General features: G+C 41.2%; 22 protein-coding genes. 16 read left to right on the top strand and 6 right to left on the bottom strand.

Translation table 11 applies throughout. The features are described from left to right. Position 1: 1 nt before the first annotated feature. The gene (gene hybG, locus ADA56_RS03830; protein ID WP_005696275.1) at positions 2-277 is read right to left on the bottom strand and encodes a hydrogenase maturation factor HybG; all 276 of its coding nucleotides are present in this window, start codon (positions 275-277) and stop codon (positions 2-4) included. Between the two features lie 344 nt (positions 278-621). Between hybG and ADA56_RS03825 the strand changes: the two genes are divergently transcribed. The 12 genes from ADA56_RS03825 to fdhF all read left to right on the top strand — a co-directional run bounded on the left by ADA56_RS03825 (position 622) and on the right by fdhF (position 14,328). Next, a complete protein-coding gene (locus ADA56_RS03825) occupies positions 622-1,221 on the top strand; it encodes a 4Fe-4S dicluster domain-containing protein (protein WP_049357467.1) in 600 nt (199 codons plus the stop codon). A gap of 37 nt (positions 1,222-1,258) precedes the next feature. Next, positions 1,259-3,280, top strand: a complete 2,022-nt coding sequence (gene hyfB / locus ADA56_RS03820) for a hydrogenase 4 subunit B (RefSeq protein ID WP_049369335.1) — start codon at positions 1,259-1,261, stop codon at positions 3,278-3,280. Positions 3,281-3,290: 10 nt separating this feature from the next. Further along, positions 3,291-4,253, top strand: coding sequence for a respiratory chain complex I subunit 1 family protein (locus ADA56_RS03815; RefSeq protein ID WP_049365607.1), 963 nt, complete (start codon positions 3,291-3,293; stop codon positions 4,251-4,253). A gap of 11 nt (positions 4,254-4,264) precedes the next feature. Then, the gene (locus ADA56_RS03810) at positions 4,265-5,710 is read left to right on the top strand and encodes a hydrogenase 4 subunit D (RefSeq protein ID WP_049365606.1); all 1,446 of its coding nucleotides are present in this window, start codon (positions 4,265-4,267) and stop codon (positions 5,708-5,710) included. 15 nt (positions 5,711-5,725) lie between these two features. After that, entirely contained in the window at positions 5,726-6,364 is a 639-nt protein-coding gene (gene hyfE, locus ADA56_RS03805; RefSeq protein ID WP_005696270.1) for a hydrogenase 4 membrane subunit, read from the top strand. Positions 6,365-6,368: 4 nt separating this feature from the next. After that, the gene (locus ADA56_RS03800; protein ID WP_049369333.1) at positions 6,369-7,907 is read left to right on the top strand and encodes a hydrogenase 4 subunit F; all 1,539 of its coding nucleotides are present in this window, start codon (positions 6,369-6,371) and stop codon (positions 7,905-7,907) included. A 20-nt stretch (positions 7,908-7,927) separates the two neighbouring features. Continuing rightward, the gene (locus tag ADA56_RS03795) at positions 7,928-9,658 is read left to right on the top strand and encodes an NADH-quinone oxidoreductase subunit C (RefSeq protein WP_049369332.1); all 1,731 of its coding nucleotides are present in this window, start codon (positions 7,928-7,930) and stop codon (positions 9,656-9,658) included. 12 nt (positions 9,659-9,670) lie between these two features. After that, the gene (locus tag ADA56_RS03790) at positions 9,671-10,318 is read left to right on the top strand and encodes a formate hydrogenlyase complex iron-sulfur subunit (protein WP_049369330.1); all 648 of its coding nucleotides are present in this window, start codon (positions 9,671-9,673) and stop codon (positions 10,316-10,318) included. Further along, the gene (locus tag ADA56_RS03785; RefSeq protein WP_049365602.1) at positions 10,315-11,091 is read left to right on the top strand and encodes an NADH-quinone oxidoreductase subunit B family protein; all 777 of its coding nucleotides are present in this window, start codon (positions 10,315-10,317) and stop codon (positions 11,089-11,091) included. Before ADA56_RS03790 ends, ADA56_RS03785 begins: the two co-directional genes overlap by 4 nt. Before the next feature lie 44 nt (positions 11,092-11,135). Then, complete coding sequence (locus ADA56_RS03780) at positions 11,136-11,543, top strand: formate hydrogenlyase maturation HycH family protein (protein ID WP_005696265.1); 408 nt, start codon at positions 11,136-11,138, stop codon at positions 11,541-11,543. Next, a complete protein-coding gene (hycI, locus tag ADA56_RS03775) occupies positions 11,533-11,991 on the top strand; it encodes a hydrogenase maturation peptidase HycI (protein WP_005696264.1) in 459 nt (152 codons plus the stop codon). The genes ADA56_RS03780 and hycI overlap by 11 nt, the downstream gene beginning before the upstream one ends. 183 nt (positions 11,992-12,174) lie before the next feature. Continuing rightward, positions 12,175-14,328: a formate dehydrogenase subunit alpha gene (gene fdhF / locus ADA56_RS03765; protein ID WP_080970256.1), complete on the top strand. Its 2,154-nt coding sequence runs from the start codon at positions 12,175-12,177 to the stop codon at positions 14,326-14,328. A gap of 83 nt (positions 14,329-14,411) precedes the next feature. Here the strand turns inward: fdhF and ADA56_RS03760 are convergent, their stop codons facing one another. The 5 genes from ADA56_RS03760 to ADA56_RS03740 are packed head-to-tail and all read right to left on the bottom strand — an operon-like array spanning position 14,412 to position 17,493. Continuing rightward, positions 14,412-15,053, bottom strand: coding sequence for an energy-coupling factor ABC transporter ATP-binding protein (locus ADA56_RS03760; RefSeq protein ID WP_049369327.1), 642 nt, complete (start codon positions 15,051-15,053; stop codon positions 14,412-14,414). Next, positions 15,053-15,697: an energy-coupling factor transporter transmembrane component T family protein gene (locus tag ADA56_RS03755; protein ID WP_049369325.1), complete on the bottom strand. Its 645-nt coding sequence runs from the start codon at positions 15,695-15,697 to the stop codon at positions 15,053-15,055. Before ADA56_RS03755 ends, ADA56_RS03760 begins: the two co-directional genes overlap by 1 nt. Next, positions 15,694-16,305, bottom strand: coding sequence for a cobalt transporter CbiM (gene cbiM / locus ADA56_RS03750; protein ID WP_049369323.1), 612 nt, complete (start codon positions 16,303-16,305; stop codon positions 15,694-15,696). Before cbiM ends, ADA56_RS03755 begins: the two co-directional genes overlap by 4 nt. A 1-nt stretch (position 16,306) precedes the next feature. Next, complete coding sequence (locus ADA56_RS03745) at positions 16,307-16,810, bottom strand: hypothetical protein (RefSeq protein WP_049369322.1); 504 nt, start codon at positions 16,808-16,810, stop codon at positions 16,307-16,309. Continuing rightward, entirely contained in the window at positions 16,810-17,493 is a 684-nt protein-coding gene (locus tag ADA56_RS03740; RefSeq protein ID WP_049369319.1) for a DUF4198 domain-containing protein, read from the bottom strand. The genes ADA56_RS03745 and ADA56_RS03740 overlap by 1 nt, the downstream gene beginning before the upstream one ends. Positions 17,494-17,578: 85 nt before the next feature. Here ADA56_RS03740 and ADA56_RS03735 point away from each other — a divergent pair, with 85 nt between their 5' ends. The 4 genes from ADA56_RS03735 to hypD all read left to right on the top strand — a co-directional run bounded on the left by ADA56_RS03735 (position 17,579) and on the right by hypD (position 20,585). Next, the gene (locus ADA56_RS03735; RefSeq protein WP_005697590.1) at positions 17,579-17,992 is read left to right on the top strand and encodes a MerR family transcriptional regulator; all 414 of its coding nucleotides are present in this window, start codon (positions 17,579-17,581) and stop codon (positions 17,990-17,992) included. Positions 17,993-18,128: 136 nt separating this feature from the next. Then, positions 18,129-18,470, top strand: coding sequence for a hydrogenase maturation nickel metallochaperone HypA (gene hypA / locus ADA56_RS03730; RefSeq protein ID WP_049367967.1), 342 nt, complete (start codon positions 18,129-18,131; stop codon positions 18,468-18,470). A gap of 186 nt (positions 18,471-18,656) precedes the next feature. Next, positions 18,657-19,463 carry a hydrogenase nickel incorporation protein HypB gene (gene hypB / locus ADA56_RS03725; RefSeq protein ID WP_049369318.1) on the top strand — a complete coding sequence of 269 codons (807 nt, stop codon included), beginning with the start codon at positions 18,657-18,659 and terminating at the stop codon, positions 19,461-19,463. Positions 19,464-19,472: 9 nt separating this feature from the next. Continuing rightward, the gene (hypD, locus tag ADA56_RS03720; protein WP_049369315.1) at positions 19,473-20,585 is read left to right on the top strand and encodes a hydrogenase formation protein HypD; all 1,113 of its coding nucleotides are present in this window, start codon (positions 19,473-19,475) and stop codon (positions 20,583-20,585) included. Position 20,586: the final 1 nt, after the last annotated feature.

Genomic DNA, 20,586 nt, shown 5'->3' with positions numbered 1-20,586 from the left:
TTTATTTTTGATTGAGGCCAAGAAAATCGCCGACTTCGTGTTCCAGCTGGCTCATGGCAATTAAGGCTTCTTGCGTCTGTTTGGCTTCTTCTTCATCAATAATTGTCATGGCAAAACCCACATGTACGAGAACCCATTTGCCAACCAAAGGTTTTGGGTCATCCTGACAAATTAATGAAATATTAACTTCTCTTTTTACTCCGCAGACATCGACTACAGCAAGCTGTAATGCGCTGTCAGCTACTTGAATGATCTGTCCCGGAATACCTAAACACATAATCTGTCCTTAGTTAGAATGTTTATGAGATGAATTGTTTATTGTGTGCCAATAAACATACTGCGAAAAGAAAATTTTATCACGTAACCATTTAAATTTGTATAGCGATATTTCAAATAAGGTGATGTCTATTTGTTGGAAATTTGTTCACATTTTTAACATAAAATTATTATGTTTCACGGTTATTTAACAGCTGCATCACAGCAGTAGAAAAACAATCAAAATCTTTTGATCTTAATCACAAATTTTTGAATTACTTCTTGAGCTTTACTTTTCGACAGGAGTATCCTTACTACCAGAGTGGTTATTGTAGAAACGTTATTTACATACAAGGAGGGGAATGTATGAATCGTTTTGTAATCGGTGATCCGAAGGATTGCATTGGATGCAACACCTGTATGGCCGCTTGTAGCGAAGTGCATAAAGCTTTCGGATTACAATCTTTTCCACGTTTACAAGTCATGCGTAATGATGATGTAACCGTGCCAATTCTCTGTCGTCATTGTGATGATTCACCATGTGCTACTGTGTGTCCTGTACATGCGATTACACATATTGATGACACTATTCAACTTAACGAAAGTCTCTGTATCGGTTGTAAACTTTGTGGTATTGCTTGCCCATTTGGTGCAATTACCCAACATGGTTCTGCACCGATTGACGCACCAACCTATTATGAGGGATTCTCTTTCACTGATGCGGTAAAACGAGATATTCGTACTGCACCAGATAATACGGATTTACACAATATGTTGGCATGGCAACCAGGCGTGAAAGCCATTGCGGTGAAATGCGATCTTTGCTATTTCCGTGAAGATGGTCCGGCTTGTGTACAAACCTGTCCGACCAAAACGTTATTTATTATTAGTGATGAGAGTATCAAGCAGGCTAACGAAAGAAAACGTGAAATGGCAATGGTTTCTTCGCCTGCTATTCCAAGATAATTAGTGTGTTTTAACTTGTAATCAATGGAGTGATATTATGAGTTTACCTATCAATTTACTCATCACGACCCTGTTGATTTATGTCGTAGGTGCGTTTATTTCGCTCGCAGTGAGACGAAACGAACAACTTTCAATCAATATATCCGGCGTGACCGGTGTACTTGCTGGAGTGTTAGGTATTGTTGCCTGCATCCCCGTTCTGATCAGCAGCGACACAGTCGTTGATGTTTTTAAAACCCCATTTGAATTTGCCTCATTTTCCATCCGTATTGATGGATTGGCTGCGTTTATGGTGTGTGTCATTTCTTTATTAGTGATTGTGACCGCACTTTATTCTTTCTCTTATGTAAAAGAATACAAAGGTAAAGGCGCAGGTTCCATGGGCTTCTTTATGAATTTATTTATCGCTTCCATGGTTGCGTTAGTGACCAGCGATAATGCGTTCTACTTCCTTGTATTCTTTGAAATGATGTCATTGGCATCTTATTTCTTAGTCCTTACCGAACAAGATGACAATGCCGTAAATGCAGGCTTGCTTTATTTCTTTATTGCGCATGCCGGTTCGGTATTAATTATGATCGCCTTCTTCATTTTCTACTGCTATGCCGGTAGTTTTGAATTTAGCGCATTCCGTCAAACCACTTTACCGGCACCGCTTGCCTTTACCGCCTTTATTTTGGCATTTTTAGGTTTTGGCGCTAAAGCTGGGATGATTCCATTACACAGCTGGTTACCGAAAGCTCACCCAGCTGCGCCTTCTCATGCATCAGCGATGATGTCTGGTGTGATGGTTAAAATCGGTATCTTCGGGATCATTAAAGTAGGAGTTGATCTTCTCGGTTCTACCAATGTTTGGTATGGCGTTATCGTACTCGGCTTCGGTGCGGTGTCTTCCGTACTCGGCGTACTTTATGCCTTGGCAGAACATGACATCAAAAAACTCTTGGCTTATCACACGGTAGAAAATATCGGCATCATTATGATGGGTGTGGGCGTTGGTATGATTGGTATCGCGACACATCATCCAGTGTTGGCCACCGTAGGCTTACTTGGTGGTTTATACCACTTACTTAACCATGCTGTATTCAAAGGCTTGTTATTCTTAGGTGCAGGTTCAGTAATGTATCGCTTGCATACTAAAGACATGGACTTAATGGGCGGCTTAGGAAAACTTATGCCTTACACTGCATTCTGTTTCTTAATCGGTACCATGGCGATCTCTGCATTGCCACCGTTTAACGGTTTTGTCAGTGAATGGTTTACTTATCAATCTTTATTCACCTTAAGCCAAAGTGATGATTTCGTATTAAAACTTGCTGGTCCGATTGCCATCATTATGTTGGCATTGACTGGTGCGTTAGCGGCACTTTGTTTCGTGAAAGTGTACGGTATCAGCTTCGGTGGTGCACCACGTAGTGAAAAAGCAGCTAATGCACGCGAAGTACCAAAACCAATGGTGATTGCCATGGCAGTATTAGCGTTATGCTGTGTGTTGTTAGGTGTGGGCGCATCAGTAGTGACCCCAATAATTGCGAAAATTTCGACCGCACTTGCTCATAGCGAACCACTAATGTTGGCTCAAAATGGCGTAGTGGTCGCACAAGCTGAACCGCATACTGCACTTTCAACACCAATGGTGACTATTATGTTATTGGCATTTTTCTTCTTGCCATTTAGTTTCTATGCGTTCACCAAAAATCAACGTTTATCCGATCGTGCAAAAGGCAATCCATGGGCTTGTGGTTATGCTTATGAACAAGATATGTCTGCCTCTGCAGGTAGTTTCACTCGTCCGTTACGTACGATTTTCAAATCGCTTTATACCTTGCGTGAAGTGTTGGATCCAGCACCTTTAGGTGATAAAGGCATCCAAGCGGTAATTAAAGGCGCAACAAAAGCTGAACCTTTCTGGGAAGAAAAAATGACGATGCCTATCGCTCGTTTTATTCCGTGGTTAGGAACAAAAATCCAATGGTTGCAACAAGGTGACTTCCGTGTGTACTGCGTGTACTTCGTGATTGCCTTGGTGGCAATACTACTTTCCATTGCGTTGATGTAGGAGGTTGAAGATGATTACGTTACCTTCAGAAATTGCAACATCTGCCGGAATGTTTGTTTTTGCCATCGTGCAAGCCTTGATTTTGCTTGCCCTTGCACCGTTATTTTCCGGTATTTCACGTATGATCCGAGCACGAATTCAATCTCGTCGCGGTCCGGGCGTGTTACAAGATTATCGCGATATTGCGAAATTAATGAAACGTCAAAACATTTGGCCTGACAATGCGGGTTGGGTTTCTAAAGTGATGCCTTATGTGCTAATCAGCACCGTGATGGTAGTTGCCATGAGCTTGCCTTTGTTTACCCGTGTCGCACCGTTTGGCGTTGGCAGTGATTTAATCACCGTGATTTACTTATTCGCCTTGTTCCGTTTCTTCTTTTCAATTGCGGGTTTGGATTCAAACAGCACATTCTCAAGTTTAGGGGCAAGTCGTGAAGTCACATTAGGTGTCTTGGTAGAGCCAATTCTCATGTTGGCATTCCTTGTCATTGCGTTAATTGCCGGTTCAACCAATTTTGCGGTTATCGGTAATGCACTTTCCGAAAACACTTGGCAATATCCAATTGCGACAGTGATTGCTATCGCTGCAGCATTCTTCGCCGTATTTATTGAAATGGGTAAAATTCCATTTGATTTGGCAGAAGCAGAACAAGAGTTACAAGAAGGTCCATTGACTGAATATTCTGGTCCAGCACTCGCCTTATTAAAAATCGGCTTAAGTTTAAAATCTATGGTTGTGGCATCTATCTTTGTGAGCGTGTTGCTTCCTTTCGGTATCCCGACAGAGATGAGCTTAAGTGCGGTCATTTTAGGTGGTATTTTATTCTTCGTGAAATTATTAGTGGTGTTCGTATTGGCTTGTGTCTTTGAAAACACACTTTCTCGTACCCGCTTTATGTTAACAGGACGTTTAACCGTGGTCGGCTTCGGCATTTCTGTGTTGGCGTTTGTATTTTACTTCACTGGGTTGTAAGGAGGACAAATATGGAACGTTTAGCTCTGATTACAATCATTTTACCTTTCGTAGGAGCGTTTATTGTCGGTTTGAACAAAAAACATTTTGCTCAAATTGCCACAGTATTTGCTGCGCTTGCTACGTTGGGAACCTTGTTAGTCGCAGGACAATGGTTTGCCGATGGTCATCAAAGCGTTACTTATGACATCGTCGCGTTTGATAAAACCGCGATCTTTGGTGTAACGCTTGATGCAGTCAGTACATTAATTGCCTTTGCCGTTGTGGCCTTAGGTTTCTTAATCTGCTTATATTCTTGTGGTTACTTAACCGATAAGAACCGTGAACACCCACATAACGGGTTACCACGTTTTTATGCATTCTTGCTCATCTTTATCGGTGCCATGGCGGGCTTGGTGTATTCCTCAACTTTAGCTGGACAATTATTGTTCTTCGAAATTACCGGGGGATGTTCTTGGGCATTAATCAGTTATTACCAAACACCAAAAGCCCAAGCCGCCGCAATGAAAGCCTTGATTATTACCCACGTGGGGGCAATCGGGTTATATATTGCTGCAGCGTATTTGTTCAGCCAATCAGGTACTTTCTCTATCACAGCATTAGAACATTTAGATCCGAGTGCGAAAACCATCGTGTTATTCGGTGTGATGTTTGCTGCGTGGGGTAAATCAGCGCAATTACCAATGCAAATTTGGTTGCCAAATGCGATGGAAGCACCAACACCGGTGAGTGCGTATTTGCACGCCGCATCAATGGTTAAAGTTGGGGTCTATATCTTCGCTCGTTCTGTTATGTCTGCTGGTGAGATTCCACATATTGTGGGTGAAGTCGGCATCATCATGGCGATGATTACCTTAATTTACGGCTTCTTAATGTACTTGCCACAAACTGACTTAAAACGTTTATTGGCGTATTCAACTATTACCCAACTGTCTTATATTTTCATTGGGATTTCTCTTGCTGCATTAGGTTCTAAATTGGCCTTTGTTGCAGCGATTAGCTACATCTTCAACCATGCTTTCGCGAAAAGCTTATTCTTCTTGGTTGCGGGTTCATTAAGTTATGCGACAGGAACTCGTTCTATGCCATTACTACAAGGCATTATGCGTACAATGCCAGTGGTAGGGGCTGGATTTGGCGTAGCAGCATTAGCGATTGCCGGGGTTCCACCGTTTAACGGATTCTTCAGTAAATATCCATTATTTGCGGCCGGATTTGAATTAGGTCATGAATATGGCTGGATTACTTGGTTAATGGTGCTTGCTTTAGTTGAATCTACCGCAACATTCGTATGGTTGTTGTATAAATTCGGACAATGTGTCATCGGTAAACCATCAGAAGCGGTTGCCAATGCACAGCCTATACCATTCTCTATGCGTTTTGTATTAGTTGTATTAATGGTGATGTCCGTGGTGTCCAGTTTTATCGCCGCATATTGGTTAGGTTTGGCTGGTTAGGTTAAGGAGGAATCTATGTTAATGATAAATGGACTTGCGTGTTTACTCATTATTACCTCTCTTTGCGTAATTATGGTTCGAACCGCCAAAAAAGCTGCGTTATTTTACAGTTTGCAATCATTGGTATTGGTATTACTGTTTGTTTATCTTGCTAATGAAATGCAAGCCCACGAACTTTATATGTGGTCAATTAGCGCATTTATTACCAAAGTGCTTTTGGTGCCAGCAATTTTGATCTATGCGATGAAAAAAGTTGATGAAAGTCAAACTCCAGCTGGAATAAATGTCGCTTGGTTGATCCCGATCACAGCAGTGATAGTTACATTGTGCTACTTTGTTGTTGTTCCAATCGATTTACCGTTGGTTGCACATCTTAAACCGGCATTATCAGTGTCATTAAGTCACTTCTTATTAGGTTTAGTATGCATTGTTAGCCAACGCAATATCGTAAAACAAGTATTCGGTTATTGTTTGATGGAAAACGGTTCTCATCTCACATTAGCCTTATTGGCAAATAAAGCACCTGAGTTAGTGGAAATCGGAATTGCCACAGATGCTATTTTTGCCGTCATCATAATGGTGGTGTTGGTAAACAAAATTTACCGTACATTCCATTCATTAGATGCAAAACAACTTATGAGTTTGAAGGGGTAACGCTATGTATGAACAATGGATAATCGCGTTATTAATCGCACCTTTAGCAATATCACTTGCCAGTTTCGCTTGTGGCGTGACAAAAGCACGGACAATTTGTACCGCACTTCATATTACAGGTTTGATTTTGATGTTAGCATTTGCCTTACAAGTTATTAATGGCGTGCTAACTCAGGGGGAAATCAGTGCATTAAATAACTGGGTTTACATCGACAGTCTATCTGCTATTTTCTTAGGTCTCATCGCTATTGTCGGAACATTAGCCGGTATTTATTCTATCGGCTACATTGGTACGGAATATCGCGAAGGGCATCTTGATTTGAAAACATATTGCAATTATTACGGCTTTTTGCATTTGTTTTTCTTTACCATGATTATTTCTGTGATCACCAATAATGTGATTTTGATGTGGGCAGCCATTGAAGCAACTACATTAAGTTCTGCATTCTTGGTCGGCACATACAAACAAAAAACCTCTCTTGAGGCAGCATGGAAATACATCATTATTTGTTCAGTTGGGGTGGCGTTTGGATTGTATGGCACAATTTTAACGTTCTCTAATGGAACTAATCTTTTAGCTGACCCAAGCCAAGCTATTTTCTGGACAGAAATTAATCAACAGGCAGCGGGTTTGAATCCAATGCTCATGTATCTTGCTTTTGCCTTTATTTTGGTTGGGTTTGGTACTAAATGCGGTCTATTCCCAATGCATACTTGGTTGTCTGATGCACACAGTGAGGCACCAAGTCCAGTGAGTGCGATTCTATCAGCTGTATTATTGAATTGTGCCATGTTGGTGGTATTGCGTTATTACATCTTAGTTTCTAAAGCAGTCGGTTCTACATACCCGCAAACCTTATTGTTGGTATTTGGTTTACTCTCTGTATTAGTGGCGGCGTTGTTTATTATCGTCCAATTTGACATCAAACGTTTATTGGCATATTCCAGTATTGAAAACATGGGGTTAATTAGCTTTGCCTTTGGTTTAGGTGGCCCAATCGGTGTATTTGCGGGTTTATTACATACCATCAACCATAGTTTAGCGAAAACCTTGTTATTCTGTGCTTCAGGTAACATATTATTAAAATATAAAACACGTGATATGAACCAAGTACGTGGTTTATGGCGTGTAGCACCAATGACGGCGGTGTTATTTGCCGGTGGTGCATTAGCACTAGGTGGTATCCCACCATTTAACGTGTTCGTCAGTGAATTCAGTATTGCTGTTGCCGGTATTTACGCAGGTAAAACTTGGTTAATGGTGTTCTGTTTAATTTTACTCACTATCGTGTTAGCGGGATTGTCTTTAATGGTATTAAAAACCGTATTAGGCAAACAACCGGATAATGTTGAAGTGGGGGATGTGAACAAAGTTTCACTCGTGGCGATGGCAATTTTATTGTTATTCATGTTTATTATGGGTATTCATATTGCCGAACCAATTTTGCAGTTATTAAAAAGTGCGGTCGGAATTGTACTCGGATCTGAACAAGTGTCTTTTGGTGAAATGTTAGTTTTACCTTGGCAAAGTTTAGCGCAATGATCGACAGGAGGGATAAATATATGGAATTAACTAAAAATACATCAGTCGATCCAGCCAAAATGATTGGCAAAAATTACATTGAAGCAGTCAATGCAAAATTTCCAAATACTATTTTGGATGAGGAGTGGTCAACACCCAATCAGGTTACGCTTACCGTAAAAACGAATATGTTGCCTGATGTGGTGGAATATCTCTATTACCAACATGACGGTTGGTTGCCTTTAGTGTTCGGGAATGATGAACGCTCAATCCATGGCAATTATGCGGTGTACTATGTGCTATCCATGGAAGGGGAAGTCAAAACCTTTGTCACCATTAAAGCCTTAGTCGATCCAGTCAGCTTGGAATTCCCATCAGTAACACCAAAAGTCAAAGCGGCTGTTTGGGGCGAACGTGAATTATTCGATATGTACGGCTTAAAAGCGGTTGGCTTGCCTGACCAACGTCGCTTAGTGTTGCCAGATGATTGGCCGGATGATCTGTATCCATTACGTAAAGACTCAATGGATTATCGTTTACGTCCGGATCCAACAACGGCAACAGAAACATACGAATTTATTAACGAAAAAGGCGAAGCGCGCATTGTGCCAATTGGTCCATTGCACATCACCTCAGACGAACCAGGACACTTCCGTTTGTTCGTGGATGGGGAAGACATCATCGATGCGGACTATCGTTTGTTCTATGTGCACCGCGGTATGGAAAAATTGGCAGAAACTCGCATGGATTACGACCAAGTTAACTTCCTTGCCGACCGTGTGTGCGGGATTTGCGGTTTCACTCACAGTGTGGCCTATGCTAATTCCGTCGAAAGTGCATTGGGCATTCAAATTCCAAAACGCGCTGAATGGATCCGTGCGATTTTGTTAGAAGTGGAACGCTTACACAGTCACTTATTAAACTTAGGTCTATCTAGCCACTTTACCGGCTTTGATACTGGCTTTATGCAATTCTTCCGTGTACGTGAAAAATCCATGACATTAGCGGAAGTATTAACTGGTGCACGTAAAACCTATGGTATTAACCTAATCGGCGGTGTGCGTCGTGATATGTTGAAACATCAACGTGAACAATGTATCAAGTTGATTGGTGAAATGCGTGAAGAACTCAAAACCTTAACCGATATTTTATTAAATACACCGAATATGGAACAACGTACGGTAGGCGTTGGTGTCTTGGCAAAAGATATCGCTCGTGACTTTAGTCCGGTAGGACCAATGATCCGTGGTTCTGGCTTTGCGCGTGATGTGCGTAAAGTACATCCATTCTCTGGTTATGGCGATATCCCTTTCAATCTCTTCACTGAAGCAAATGGCGACGTATTATCCCGTGTGAAAGTGCGGATTAATGAAGTATTTGAATCCATGAATATCATTGATTACATGGTGGATAATTTGCCAAGTGGTGAAATCTTAAAAGAAGGTTTCAATTATACGCCTGGACGTTTTGCTTTAGGGATTACCGAAGCTCCACGTGGCGAAGATATTCACTGGTCAATGCTAGGCGACAACCAAAAACTTTTCCGTTGGCGTTGTCGTGCTGCCACTTATGCTAACTGGCCAACCTTACGCTACATGTTGCGTGGCAATACAGTGTCTGATGCACCACTTATTATTGGTAGTCTTGACCCTTGCTATTCTTGTACCGACCGTGTCACTGTGGTGGATGTGCGTAAACGCAAAGCGAAAACTGTGGATTATAAAGAAATTGAACGTTACGGTATCGAACGTAAAAATTCACCATTGAAATAGGGGAGGCGGAAAATGTTTAAATTACTAAAAACGGTATTTAAAGCAGGTGATGTTACCACCAAATATCCGTTCAAACCTTATGAAGTCGATGATGATTTTAGAGGAAAACCGGAACTCAATTCTGATCAATGTATTGTCTGTGCGGCTTGTACCATTGCCTGTCCAGCCAATGCGTTGACCATGAGAACGGATCCAGTGACAGGCGACCGTACATGGTCATTATTCCTTGGTCGTTGTATTTTCTGTGGTCGTTGTGAAGAAGTTTGCACAACTAAGGCGATTCGCTTATCACAAGATTTTGAACTCTCAGTGACCAATAAACAGGATCTTTTCCAAGAAACCACCTTTGCTACTGTAACTTGTCAGGAATGTGGTAAACCGTTTATTTCTTATAAAGAATTGAATTACACCATTGATTTATTCAAACAAACTTTAGATAAACCTGAATTAGTGAAACAAAAATTGGCAGAGTTGCATACTTGTCCGGTTTGTAAACGTCAGCACAGCTTAGAAAAAACCGCGAATATGGAATCCAATATGCGGATGAAATTAATCGACTTTAAAGAGCCGGTTCGCTTGAATTTCAAAAATGCGCTCGAGCAACGAGAACAAAGTGCGGTTGATTTACCTAACGTTTTAGCAGGAGGCGAAAGACGATGAACACACAAATTCCAATGCCGGTCAATGGCATATCAACACCGTTTAGTATTGATGAAAATATTGCCAAAATGAAACAAACGTTGCTGAAAGATATTCAACGTTCAGCTTACGTTTATCGTGTGGACTGCGGCGGTTGTAATGGGTGTGAAATCGAAATTTTCAGTACCATTACGCCAACATTCGATGCAGAACGTTTTGGTATTAAAGTGGTAGCCTCACCTCGTCATGCGGACATTTTATTGTTCACCGGTGCGGTTACCCGTGCGATGCGTACGCCAGCAATGCGTGCTTACCAAGCTGCACCGGATCCTAAAATCTGTATTTCTTACGGTGCTTGCGGTTGTGGCGGCGGTATTTTCCACGATCTCTATTGTGTTTGGGGCGGTAGTGATCAAATTGTACCAATTGATGTGTATATCCCTGGCTGTCCTCCAACCCCTGCAGCGACAATTTATGGATTCGCGGTAGCACTTGGTTTGCTTGATCAAAAGCTCAAAGGTAAACAAGAAAAAGCTGATCCTAACGCTGAAGCTAAATTGCGTTTCCCAACTATTCCGTTGGATTTACGTATTAGTCTTGAACGTGAAGCGCGTCGTCTTGCCGGTTATCGTCAAGGCGGTAACATCGCTAACCAATTTATGGCAATGATGACAGAAAATGACAAAGTACCATTTGGTGTACGTTTAGGTGAATACCTAGAACGCGAAGCCGATCCGCGTTTAAGCGAAATCGTCAATCGTTTGCATGCGATTAGTCTGCCGTTTTCGGGATAATTAATTATGGGGCAAGTGATTGCCCCTATAAAAATGGGAATGTTATGACAACGAAAGTCTTTTTCTATTTATTAAACGAACGTTTCGTCGAAAACGATGAACAAGTGCCAGAGCAAGCAAAACAGGTGATGTATTACTCTTTGGCGATTGGTCACCATGTTGGCGTAATTGATTGTTTTAAAAAATTACTGGTTTGTGACTACGATGCTTATCAACGTTTTGTAGATAGCTTTCCAGAAGGGGATGCTAAACGTAAATTTGCCGGCTTAATGCGATTTGGTGAAATTGTGATTGATTCCAGCCATGTCAATTTATTGGCGAAAGCAATGGATGAAAATAAAGCCAATTTTACCCCAGAACATCAAGAGTGGGTCGAAATTCTGATGGATACGTTAGCATCGATTCAGCGTGAACCTGTGATGTATATTATGGTGAAACGTCGTGACGAATAATGTGATCTTAACCGTTGGTAACAGCATGATGGGTGATGACGGTGCAGGCCCTTATCTCTATCAGCTATTGAGTGAAAATCCATTGCCAAATTGGACCGCACTTGACGGCGGCTCAGCACCAGAGAATGTTGCACATATTGTGCGAGACATGAAACCCGATTTGCTTTTAATTTTCGATGCAGCTGATATGGAATTAGCGCCAGGTAAAATCCGAATCATTGAAAAAGAGAGCATTGCGGAAATGTTTTTCATGAGTACGCATAATATGCCGCTCAATTACCTCATTGAACAACTGGAACAAGATATTAAACAAATCGTTTTTGTTGGGCTCCAACCCGATCTGGTTTCCTTTGGTTTTCCAATGACAGAAAGTGTAAAAGAGTCTGTGCAATTTATGTATGATTTTTTAAAAGAGGGAAGATCGCTTGAAGAGATTCCTGTTTTGTAGAAAAAGTGAGGGGGATTTTCTAAACATATTTTAAAAATATTACGAAAACCTGTTTTATATCAATAAATCCATGTTTTTTGTAATACTATGAATTGATTTTGGGTGTAATATATACCCAGAATTAATTATTCTAATTCTATCTCTAACCTCGTGTTGTACTAAAATAAGGACGTTACTATGGCTATTAAAAAAGTAATTACCGTATGTCCGTATTGTGCCTCAGGTTGTAAAATCCATCTTTTGGTGGAAAACAACAAAATTGTGGGAGCTGAAGGTGCAAACGGCAAGACAAACGAAGGGGAGTTATGCCTAAAAGGATATTATGGCTGGGATTTTGTGCATGATACAAAAATCCTGACTCCTCGCCTAACTCAACCGATGATCCGCTACAAACGTGGCGAACCATTCACACCAGTGAGCTGGGAAGAAGCGATTTCTTACACAGCAAGACGTCTCAGTGAAATCAAAGAAAAGTACGGTAACGAATCGATTATGGTAACGGGATCTTCCCGTGGACCAGGTAATGAAGTGAACTTCGTTATGCAAAAATTCGCCCGTGCGGTATTAGGAAATAACAACATTGACTGTTGTGCGCGCGTGTGACACGGCCCTTCTGTAACAGGTCTGCTCAAATCGGTCGGTAACGGCGCAATGTCCAACTCAATTGTTGAGATTGAAGATACCAAATGCGTATTCATTTTTGGCTATAATGCCTCCACTTCACACCCTATTGTGGCGCGTCGGATTAACCACGCCAAAGCAAAAGGGGCGAAAGTCATTGTTTGTGACCCTCGTAAAATCGAAACAGCCCGTATTGCGGATATTTATGCGCCGCTTGCTAACGGGTCTAACGTCGCATTCTTGAATGCGATGATGAATGTGATTTTAGAAGAAGGATTACAAGATCAAAAATTTATTGATGAGCACACCGAAAACTTCGATGCGTTCTATGAAACCGTGAAAGCTTATACACCGGAATCCACACAACATATCACCGGTATTGAACCTGAAATGTTGCGTGAAATTGCCCGCACTTATGCAAAAGCGGAAACTGCTACTATCTTATGGGGTATGGGCGTTTGCCAATTCCGTCAAGGTGTAGAAACCGTACGTGCATTAGCAAGCTTGGCAATGCTTACCGGCAACTTAGGTAAACCAAATGTTGGGGTGAATCCAGTACGTGGTCAAAACAACGTACAGGGCGCGTGCGATATGGGGGCGTTATTCAACACATTACCAGGCTATCAAAGTTTTGCTGACCCAGAAACTAACGCAAAATTTGCGAAAGCTTGGGGCGTGCCATCTATTCCAACAAAACCAGGTGTGCCGTTGAGTGAAGTGCCTGAAGCGATCATGGAAGATAAAATTAAAGCATTCTATATCATGGGTGAAGATACATTACAAACTGAGCCTGATATTAATGCGGTTAAAAAAGCCTTCGAGAAAGTTGAACTTCTCATCGTTCAAGATATCTTTATGACTCAAACAGCCGCAGAAGCAGATATTTTATTGCCTGCCACTTCTTGTGCTGAGCATGAAGGTGTGTATAGTGCCGCTGACCGTGGTTTCCAACGTTTCTATAAAGCCGTTGAACCAACTGGCGACGTCAAGGATGACTGGGTGATCATTAGTGAACTAGCTACAGCAATGGGTTACCCAATGCACTATAACAATACCAAAGAAATTTGGGATGAACTTCGTTCACTTTGCCCAATTTACAAAGGGGCAACCTACGAAAAAATGGAAGGCATGGGCTATATCCAATGGCCATGTACTGACGAAGGCCCTGAAGATCAAGGTACAACATACTTGTATAAAGGCCAAATCTTCGACCGTCCGAATGGCAAAGCTGAGTTCTTTGCTTGCGACTGGGAACCACCAATGGAAGATCTCTCTGAAGAATTCCCATTGATACTTTCCACAGTACGTGAAGTGGGTCACTATTCCTGCCGTTCAATGACCGGTAACTGCCGAGCTCTTGCTGCACTTGCGGATGAGCCGGGATTCGTACAAATGAACGATCAAGATGCCAAAGAATTGGGCATTAAAAACAACGACTTGGTTTGGATTGCCTCATCACGCGGTAAAGTTATTTCTCGTGCAGATGTGAGCACTCGTACAAACAAAGGCGCTTGCTATATGACCTATCAGTGGTGGATCGGTAAATGTAACGAATTAACCGCTGAACATTTGAATCCAGGTTCTAGAACGCCGGAATACAAATATAGCGCGGTTCGTATTGATAAAATCGAAGACCAAGCCTGGGCTGAACGCTATGTGGTAACTGAATACGCGAAATTAAAAAATCGCTTAAAAGAAACCGCCCTTGTGGCTTGATTAGCGTCATAAATGAATTACGGGCGAACTTAAATGGTTCGCCCGTTTTTTATTCAATTATTTCTTACGCATGATGAACGCATTTAGCCATCGTTATCCGTAGCTAAAGATAAACAGGAATCCGCAAGTGTTTCACTAAAGCGTAAATCATGTGAAGCAATAAGCATTGGCAACTGTAATTCGCGTAAAAGTGCGGTCAGTTTGGCGATATTTTTTACATCGAGTCCATTCGTTGGTTCATCCAATAATAATACTTTGGGCTGCATCGCCAGTACGCCGGCTAGCGCAGTAAAATTCTGTTCACCACCAGATAAGGTATTCACAGAGCGATCTTTTAATCCAACAATATTCAGACGTTCCAATTGCTGTAATGCAATTTGATAGGCTTCATCTCGGTTCAATCCCTGATTGAGTGGACCAAAGGCCACATCATCAAGTACAGTTGGGCCGAAAAGTTGATCGCCAGCATGTTGGAAACAGATGCCTACCTTTCCACGTAGTGGTACAAAATCTTTTTCTTGTCGACATACATTACCGAACCAGCGAATTTCTCCTTGTTGGTAAGGTATAAAACCTAATAGACAGTGTAATAAGGTTGATTTCCCACAACCAATATCGCCTTGTAAAAAAAGGCGATGACCTTCAGGGAGTTCAAAAGAAAGGTTATCAATAATCACGCGTTGGTCGCGCATGATCTGTAATTGTTTGACTTCGAGGACGTTCATCAAGATTTATCCTGTGTTTTTTTCACATCATGCAGATGAAAGCCACGAGCTTTGAGTGCCATTTCTGTTTTTTCTGCTTTAACAAGTGCATGAATTAATAATAGGGCGACACGCTGCGCCGTGATAAATAAGGTTCTGCCATTAAGTTTTGGCTGGTAGCCTCGTGCTCGCATTGCCATATCCATCTTTTTATGTACTTCACTGAACACGGAAATATAGCGCACAGTGAGAACAAATAGGTGAAGTAGTTTTTCGGGTAATGGCAAACGGCACAATGCTTGCAATAAAAGGCTCTCGTTCATATCAATTAACAAGAGGCGAGTTAAACTTAAAATCAAATTGAAACGTAGCGTGATGAGCAGTGCAAGCTGAATCCCTATTGGATTTAATGCTAAACCTTGTTCGGTGATTTTCCAGCTTAAGGTCAACCAAACAAGCAAAGTGAAAAAATTCAGTTTAAGCCAATATTTGAAATAACCGGCAAGGGATTTTCGATAGCGTATTAGCGCAATAAGTAATCCGACTAATACGACTAGATTAAGGATAATAAGCGTTGAAATATGTGTCATTGTGCTGACGATAAGTCCACACAAAAACACATAAATTAATCGCAAGTGCGGTTGAAAAATAGCAAGGAAATTCATTTCACCACACTGAGCGCTGTTGGATACATTTTGTTTAACAATAAGACCACACCAATACTGACGATACTGTCGATAATAAACACGGGAATATGTGATATCACCAGAAGCATAATTAGATCGCTGTAGGCTTTACCGCCATCCAGTGCCAAGACAAGGGATGCGAGCAAGGCTGAACCGCCAACGCCGATCACGCCAGCTCCAATTCCTGCAGTAATTTGAGTGCGACGGGAATTGTCATTTTCAAGTCTTTTTGCAAATAGCCAATGTACGAGAAGGGCAGGTAATGCCATTACGCATAAATTGACACCTAATACAGCAAATCCCCCGAAGGAAAAGAGTAAGGCTTGTAGGACTAATGCGATTAAAAAGGCAGGGAATACCGTCCAACCAAGAAATAGGCCGGCCATGCCGTTTAAGATGAGATGCACGCTGCCAATGCCAACCGGTACATGAATGGTACCCGCAACAAAAAAAGCAGCGGCAAACAATGCTGTTAGCGGCAATTGCTGCGAATTGAGTCGTTTAAGACCAATCATTACGCAGACTAATGCGACAGCTGCACCACCAAGCAATACGGGTGTATGCAACACACCTTCCGATAAATGCATATTATCTTTCCTTAGATTGCGATGTACTTGTCACCTTTGAGGCTCTAATCAATGCCCATAAGCCGAAAATACCAACAATATAACCGATACCACCAATAATATCGTGCAAATAAATTTTGTCTTTTAATTTAGAAATATCTTCGCGGACCAACATCAATGTATTGTCATTGTTATTAGTGGCTTGCGCAGATACTCTGTTGGCAACAATTGAGGCTCGATGTCCTTCTTCACCTTCTATTACTACTTTAATGGCACCTTCGGCAGTAGTATGAATAGGATAGGCAAATTGCCCATCGTGATCCGTTTTGCCTTCCAATAGAGGGGTATCCTGGCCAGCTTGCCAAATCTCCATATAGGTTTCTGCCGCTGGGGTCATATCGGAATAATAGGCTTTGCCAGAGACTGTGTGCCCATCATATTGAGCAAAAACATGCAAACTATGAGCCAATGCTGATGGTGCGCACAGCCAGGTGAAAAGTGCGGTTAAAAATACAACTCTTTTCATTATTTCGCATCAAAAGTTAGCATATATTCAACACTACGTTTGTTATAGTCAGGATTGTCCTTAACCGGCTCGTCAAATTCTGCCCAGACTTTGTTATAACCCGCTTTAGGCGTGAATTGTGCAACTCCTTTTTCATTGGTTAAGTTGAATGGTTGATCTTCGCCTAACCCCACTTTGATGCCTTGCACAGGTTTACCTTTTACTAACACGAGAATATCGAGTGGTTGTCCCGCTTTCGGTTCACTTTGAGGGATCAATTCATAATCCATATTATGTGATTTATTCGCTTGTGCATCCCAGTGTAAAATCGCTTTACCGAATTTGATCGGATTAACACTAAGTACAGCATCAGGTGCCTGTTGTTTGGTTTTTTCGACATATTTACCGCTTGGTAATTTTGACCAAACACCATTATCAAAGCGAATAAATGCGATGGCTGCATCAGGTGCAGCAAAGTGTGCTTCGCCTTCTTTAAAGTTTACTGTGGCATTTTGCAATTGGCCTTTAGCATCAAGTAGGCGCACTGCTTTTAATTTGCTTTGAGGATAGGTTTCAGTTTCCTCATGACCAAATTTAACCACATATTGCCCTTTTGCATCCTTAGCAGGCTCCAACCAAACATTATGTGCATTAGCGAGTGATGCACCGAATAGTGCAGTGATAAGTAATGTTGTTTTTTTCATGGAAGTTCTCCTTTTCTAACATGTGAACACTGTGGTAAAGTATAAAACATGAAGTAACTTCAGAGTCAAGTGTAATTTTATAAAAATGAAAATTGGTCAACTAGCCAATATCGTTGGCTGTACGGTGGAAGCCGTACGTTTCTATGAAAAACAAGGATTAATCGAACCCGCCAAACGAACAAGTGGTAATTTTCGTGTTTATACGGAAGAGCATTTGAAACAACTTTCTTTTATTTGTTATTGTCGAAGTTTGGATATTTCACTAAAAGAAATCAAAATGTTGCTCAATCCTCAATGTGCCACTCAAGAGCAGGAAAGGGAAATTAATGAGCTGCTAGATCGACATATTCGAGAAGTATCAAAACGGATCCATGAATTGGCTCACTTGAGAATTCGCTTAATTCAGCTCAAAGGCAAATGTAGTCAGTTTGAGCAAAATAATGATTTAATGAATACCTTATTGCAGCATAGTGGCATTAATTTTGTGCCGCTAAAATGATGTCTAGCGCGCGTACCAGGAAAAATTTTTCAAATAACGTTTAAATATCGAACAGCAAAACACAGAAAAGCTGAAAATAAACATTAAAAAAGAGTAAAATTGGAACAGATTGCTTTTTTATTTTAAGGAGAAAATCATGCATGAGATGTCTCTCTGTCAGAATATTATGGAAATTATTGATCAACAACAGAAAAAGCATGAAATCCATGAAGTGACAGATATTTGGCTAGAAATTGGGGCACTGTCTTGTGTCGAGCAAAGTGCGGTAGAATTTTGCTTTGAAATTATGCGTAAAGATACCGTTGCTGAAAACTGTCAGTTACATTTTATCCATTTACCTGCGATTGCATGGTGCTGGCAATGTCAAAAGGAAGTTGAGATTGAAGCCTATCAAGATTGCTGTCCACATTGTCACAGTGCATGTTTACAACGTCGAAGTGGCACCGAATTTAGAGTGAAAGAAATTGCCGTAAAATAGCAAGACGTCTAAATTGGCAAATTTAACCTGATCTTTTGAATATAAAATACGCTAACTACTTGATAGTATGTATTTATCTCTCTTCAAAGAATATATTTAAGATAGAGAATATGGTATTCTAACGCATGTGAATTACCATAGATTCTAAGTATTTACAGAATAAACGAAACATTATTGAGGTGACTTATGTGTACAACCTGTGGCTGTGGCCATCCAGACCAAGTCAGAATCGGAGAATTACCGCATGTTCATCATGATTCCAATGCGCAACATGCAACAAAACTACCTAATTTTTCTCACTCCGCCTTCCGCATGCCAGACACGCCGCAACAAGAAGAAACCCAGCAACGATTACTGAAAGTAGAGCAAGATATTCTTGGTGCCAACAATCAGTTAGCCGATATGAATCGTCGCTTTTTTGCCAATCAGCATATTTTGGCACTTAATCTTGTTTCAAGTCCTGGTTCAGGCAAAACAACCTTATTGACGACTACGTTAAATGCATTAAAAAATGACTATCCTTGTTATGTGATCGAAGGGGATCAGCAAACAGAAAACGATGCGGATCGTATTCGTCAAACCGGTGTGCCGGCAATTCAAGTCAATACAGGTAAAGGATGTCACTTAGATGCACAAATGATTGGTAATGCATTAGTGAAATTGCAGCCACAGGAAAATAGTCTGATGTTTATTGAAAATGTCGGAAACCTAGTCTGCCCATCAGAATTTGATTTAGGTGAGCATGCCAAAGTGGTGATTTTATCCGTGACAGAAGGTGAAGATAAACCGCTGAAATATCCACATATGTTTGCGGCTTCTAAATTAATGATTTTAAATAAAGTGGATTTACTACCTTACTTGAATTTCGATGTGGAAAAATGTATTGCTTATGCGAAACAAGTGAATCCGACAATTGAGGTTATCCAGTTGTCTTCTCAAAGTGGAGAAGGATTACAGCAATGGCTAGACTGGTTAAAAGCGCAAGAACGATAGGAGCATCAAATGCAGTTTGTTGATGAATTTCGTGATCCTGAACTGGCCAAAAGTCTGTTGCAGCGACTACAAAAAATAATGGAAAAACAACAGCACTTTACGCCAGAAAATCCGTTATATCTAATGGAGGTCTGCGGCGGACATACCCATACCATTTTTAAATTTGGACTAGATCGTCTATTACCCAAAAGTATTGAGTTTATTCACGGTCCAGGCTGCCCAGTATGTGTCTTACCGATGGGGCGAATTGATGTTTGTATTGAGATTGCTCGTCGTCCAGAAGTGATTTTCTGTACTTTCGGTGATGCCATGCGAGTACGCGGACGTTTAGGTTCATTATTAGAAGCCAAAGCACAGGGCGCAGATGTTCGAATTGTTTATTCACCGCTTGATGCATTGAATATCGCATTGAATAATCCAGACAAAAAAGTGGTGTTCTTTTCACTTGGTTTTGAAACGACCATGCCAAGTGCCGCAATTACCTTGCAACAAGCGAAAAAACAACAGGTAAAAAACTTTTTTGTGGTATGCCAAAATATTACTATCATCCCGACATTACACAGCTTATTGTCGCAAGGACAAGTAAAAATTGACGGCTTTATTGCGCCCGGTCATGTCAGCATGGTAATTGGTTCTGAACCTTACCAAGAATTATGTGACACCTATCATAAGCCTTTTGTGATCACTGGTTTTGAACCTTTAGATATCCTACAAGCAATTTTAATGTTGGTAACACAGATTGCTGAACAACGCTGTGAAGTGGAAAATCAGTATAAACGCATTGTGCACCAACATGGCAATGTGTTGGCTCAACAGGCAATCAGTGAAGTATTCCGCTTGAAAGCCAGCAGCGAATGGCGTGGATTGGGCGAAATTGCAGAATCAGGCGTAGAACTGACAGATGATTATCAATGCTTTGATGCAGAAGCGCATTTTGCATGTCAGCCACATCAAGTTGCTGATGATCCTGATTCTCGCTGCGGTGATGTATTAATCGGTAAATGCAAGCCGGCTGATTGCCCATTATTTGCTAAAAAATGTAATCCAGACAATGCTTATGGTGCGTTAATGGTGTCTTCCGAAGGGGCATGTGCGGCCTATTATCAATATAGACGGGAATAAA

The sequence above is a fragment of the Parahaemophilus parainfluenzae genome, from assembly GCF_001055095.1.
Lineage (GTDB): Bacteria > Pseudomonadota > Gammaproteobacteria > Enterobacterales > Pasteurellaceae > Haemophilus_D > Haemophilus_D parainfluenzae_Z.
This window is presented reverse-complemented; position numbering and strand designations above follow the sequence as displayed.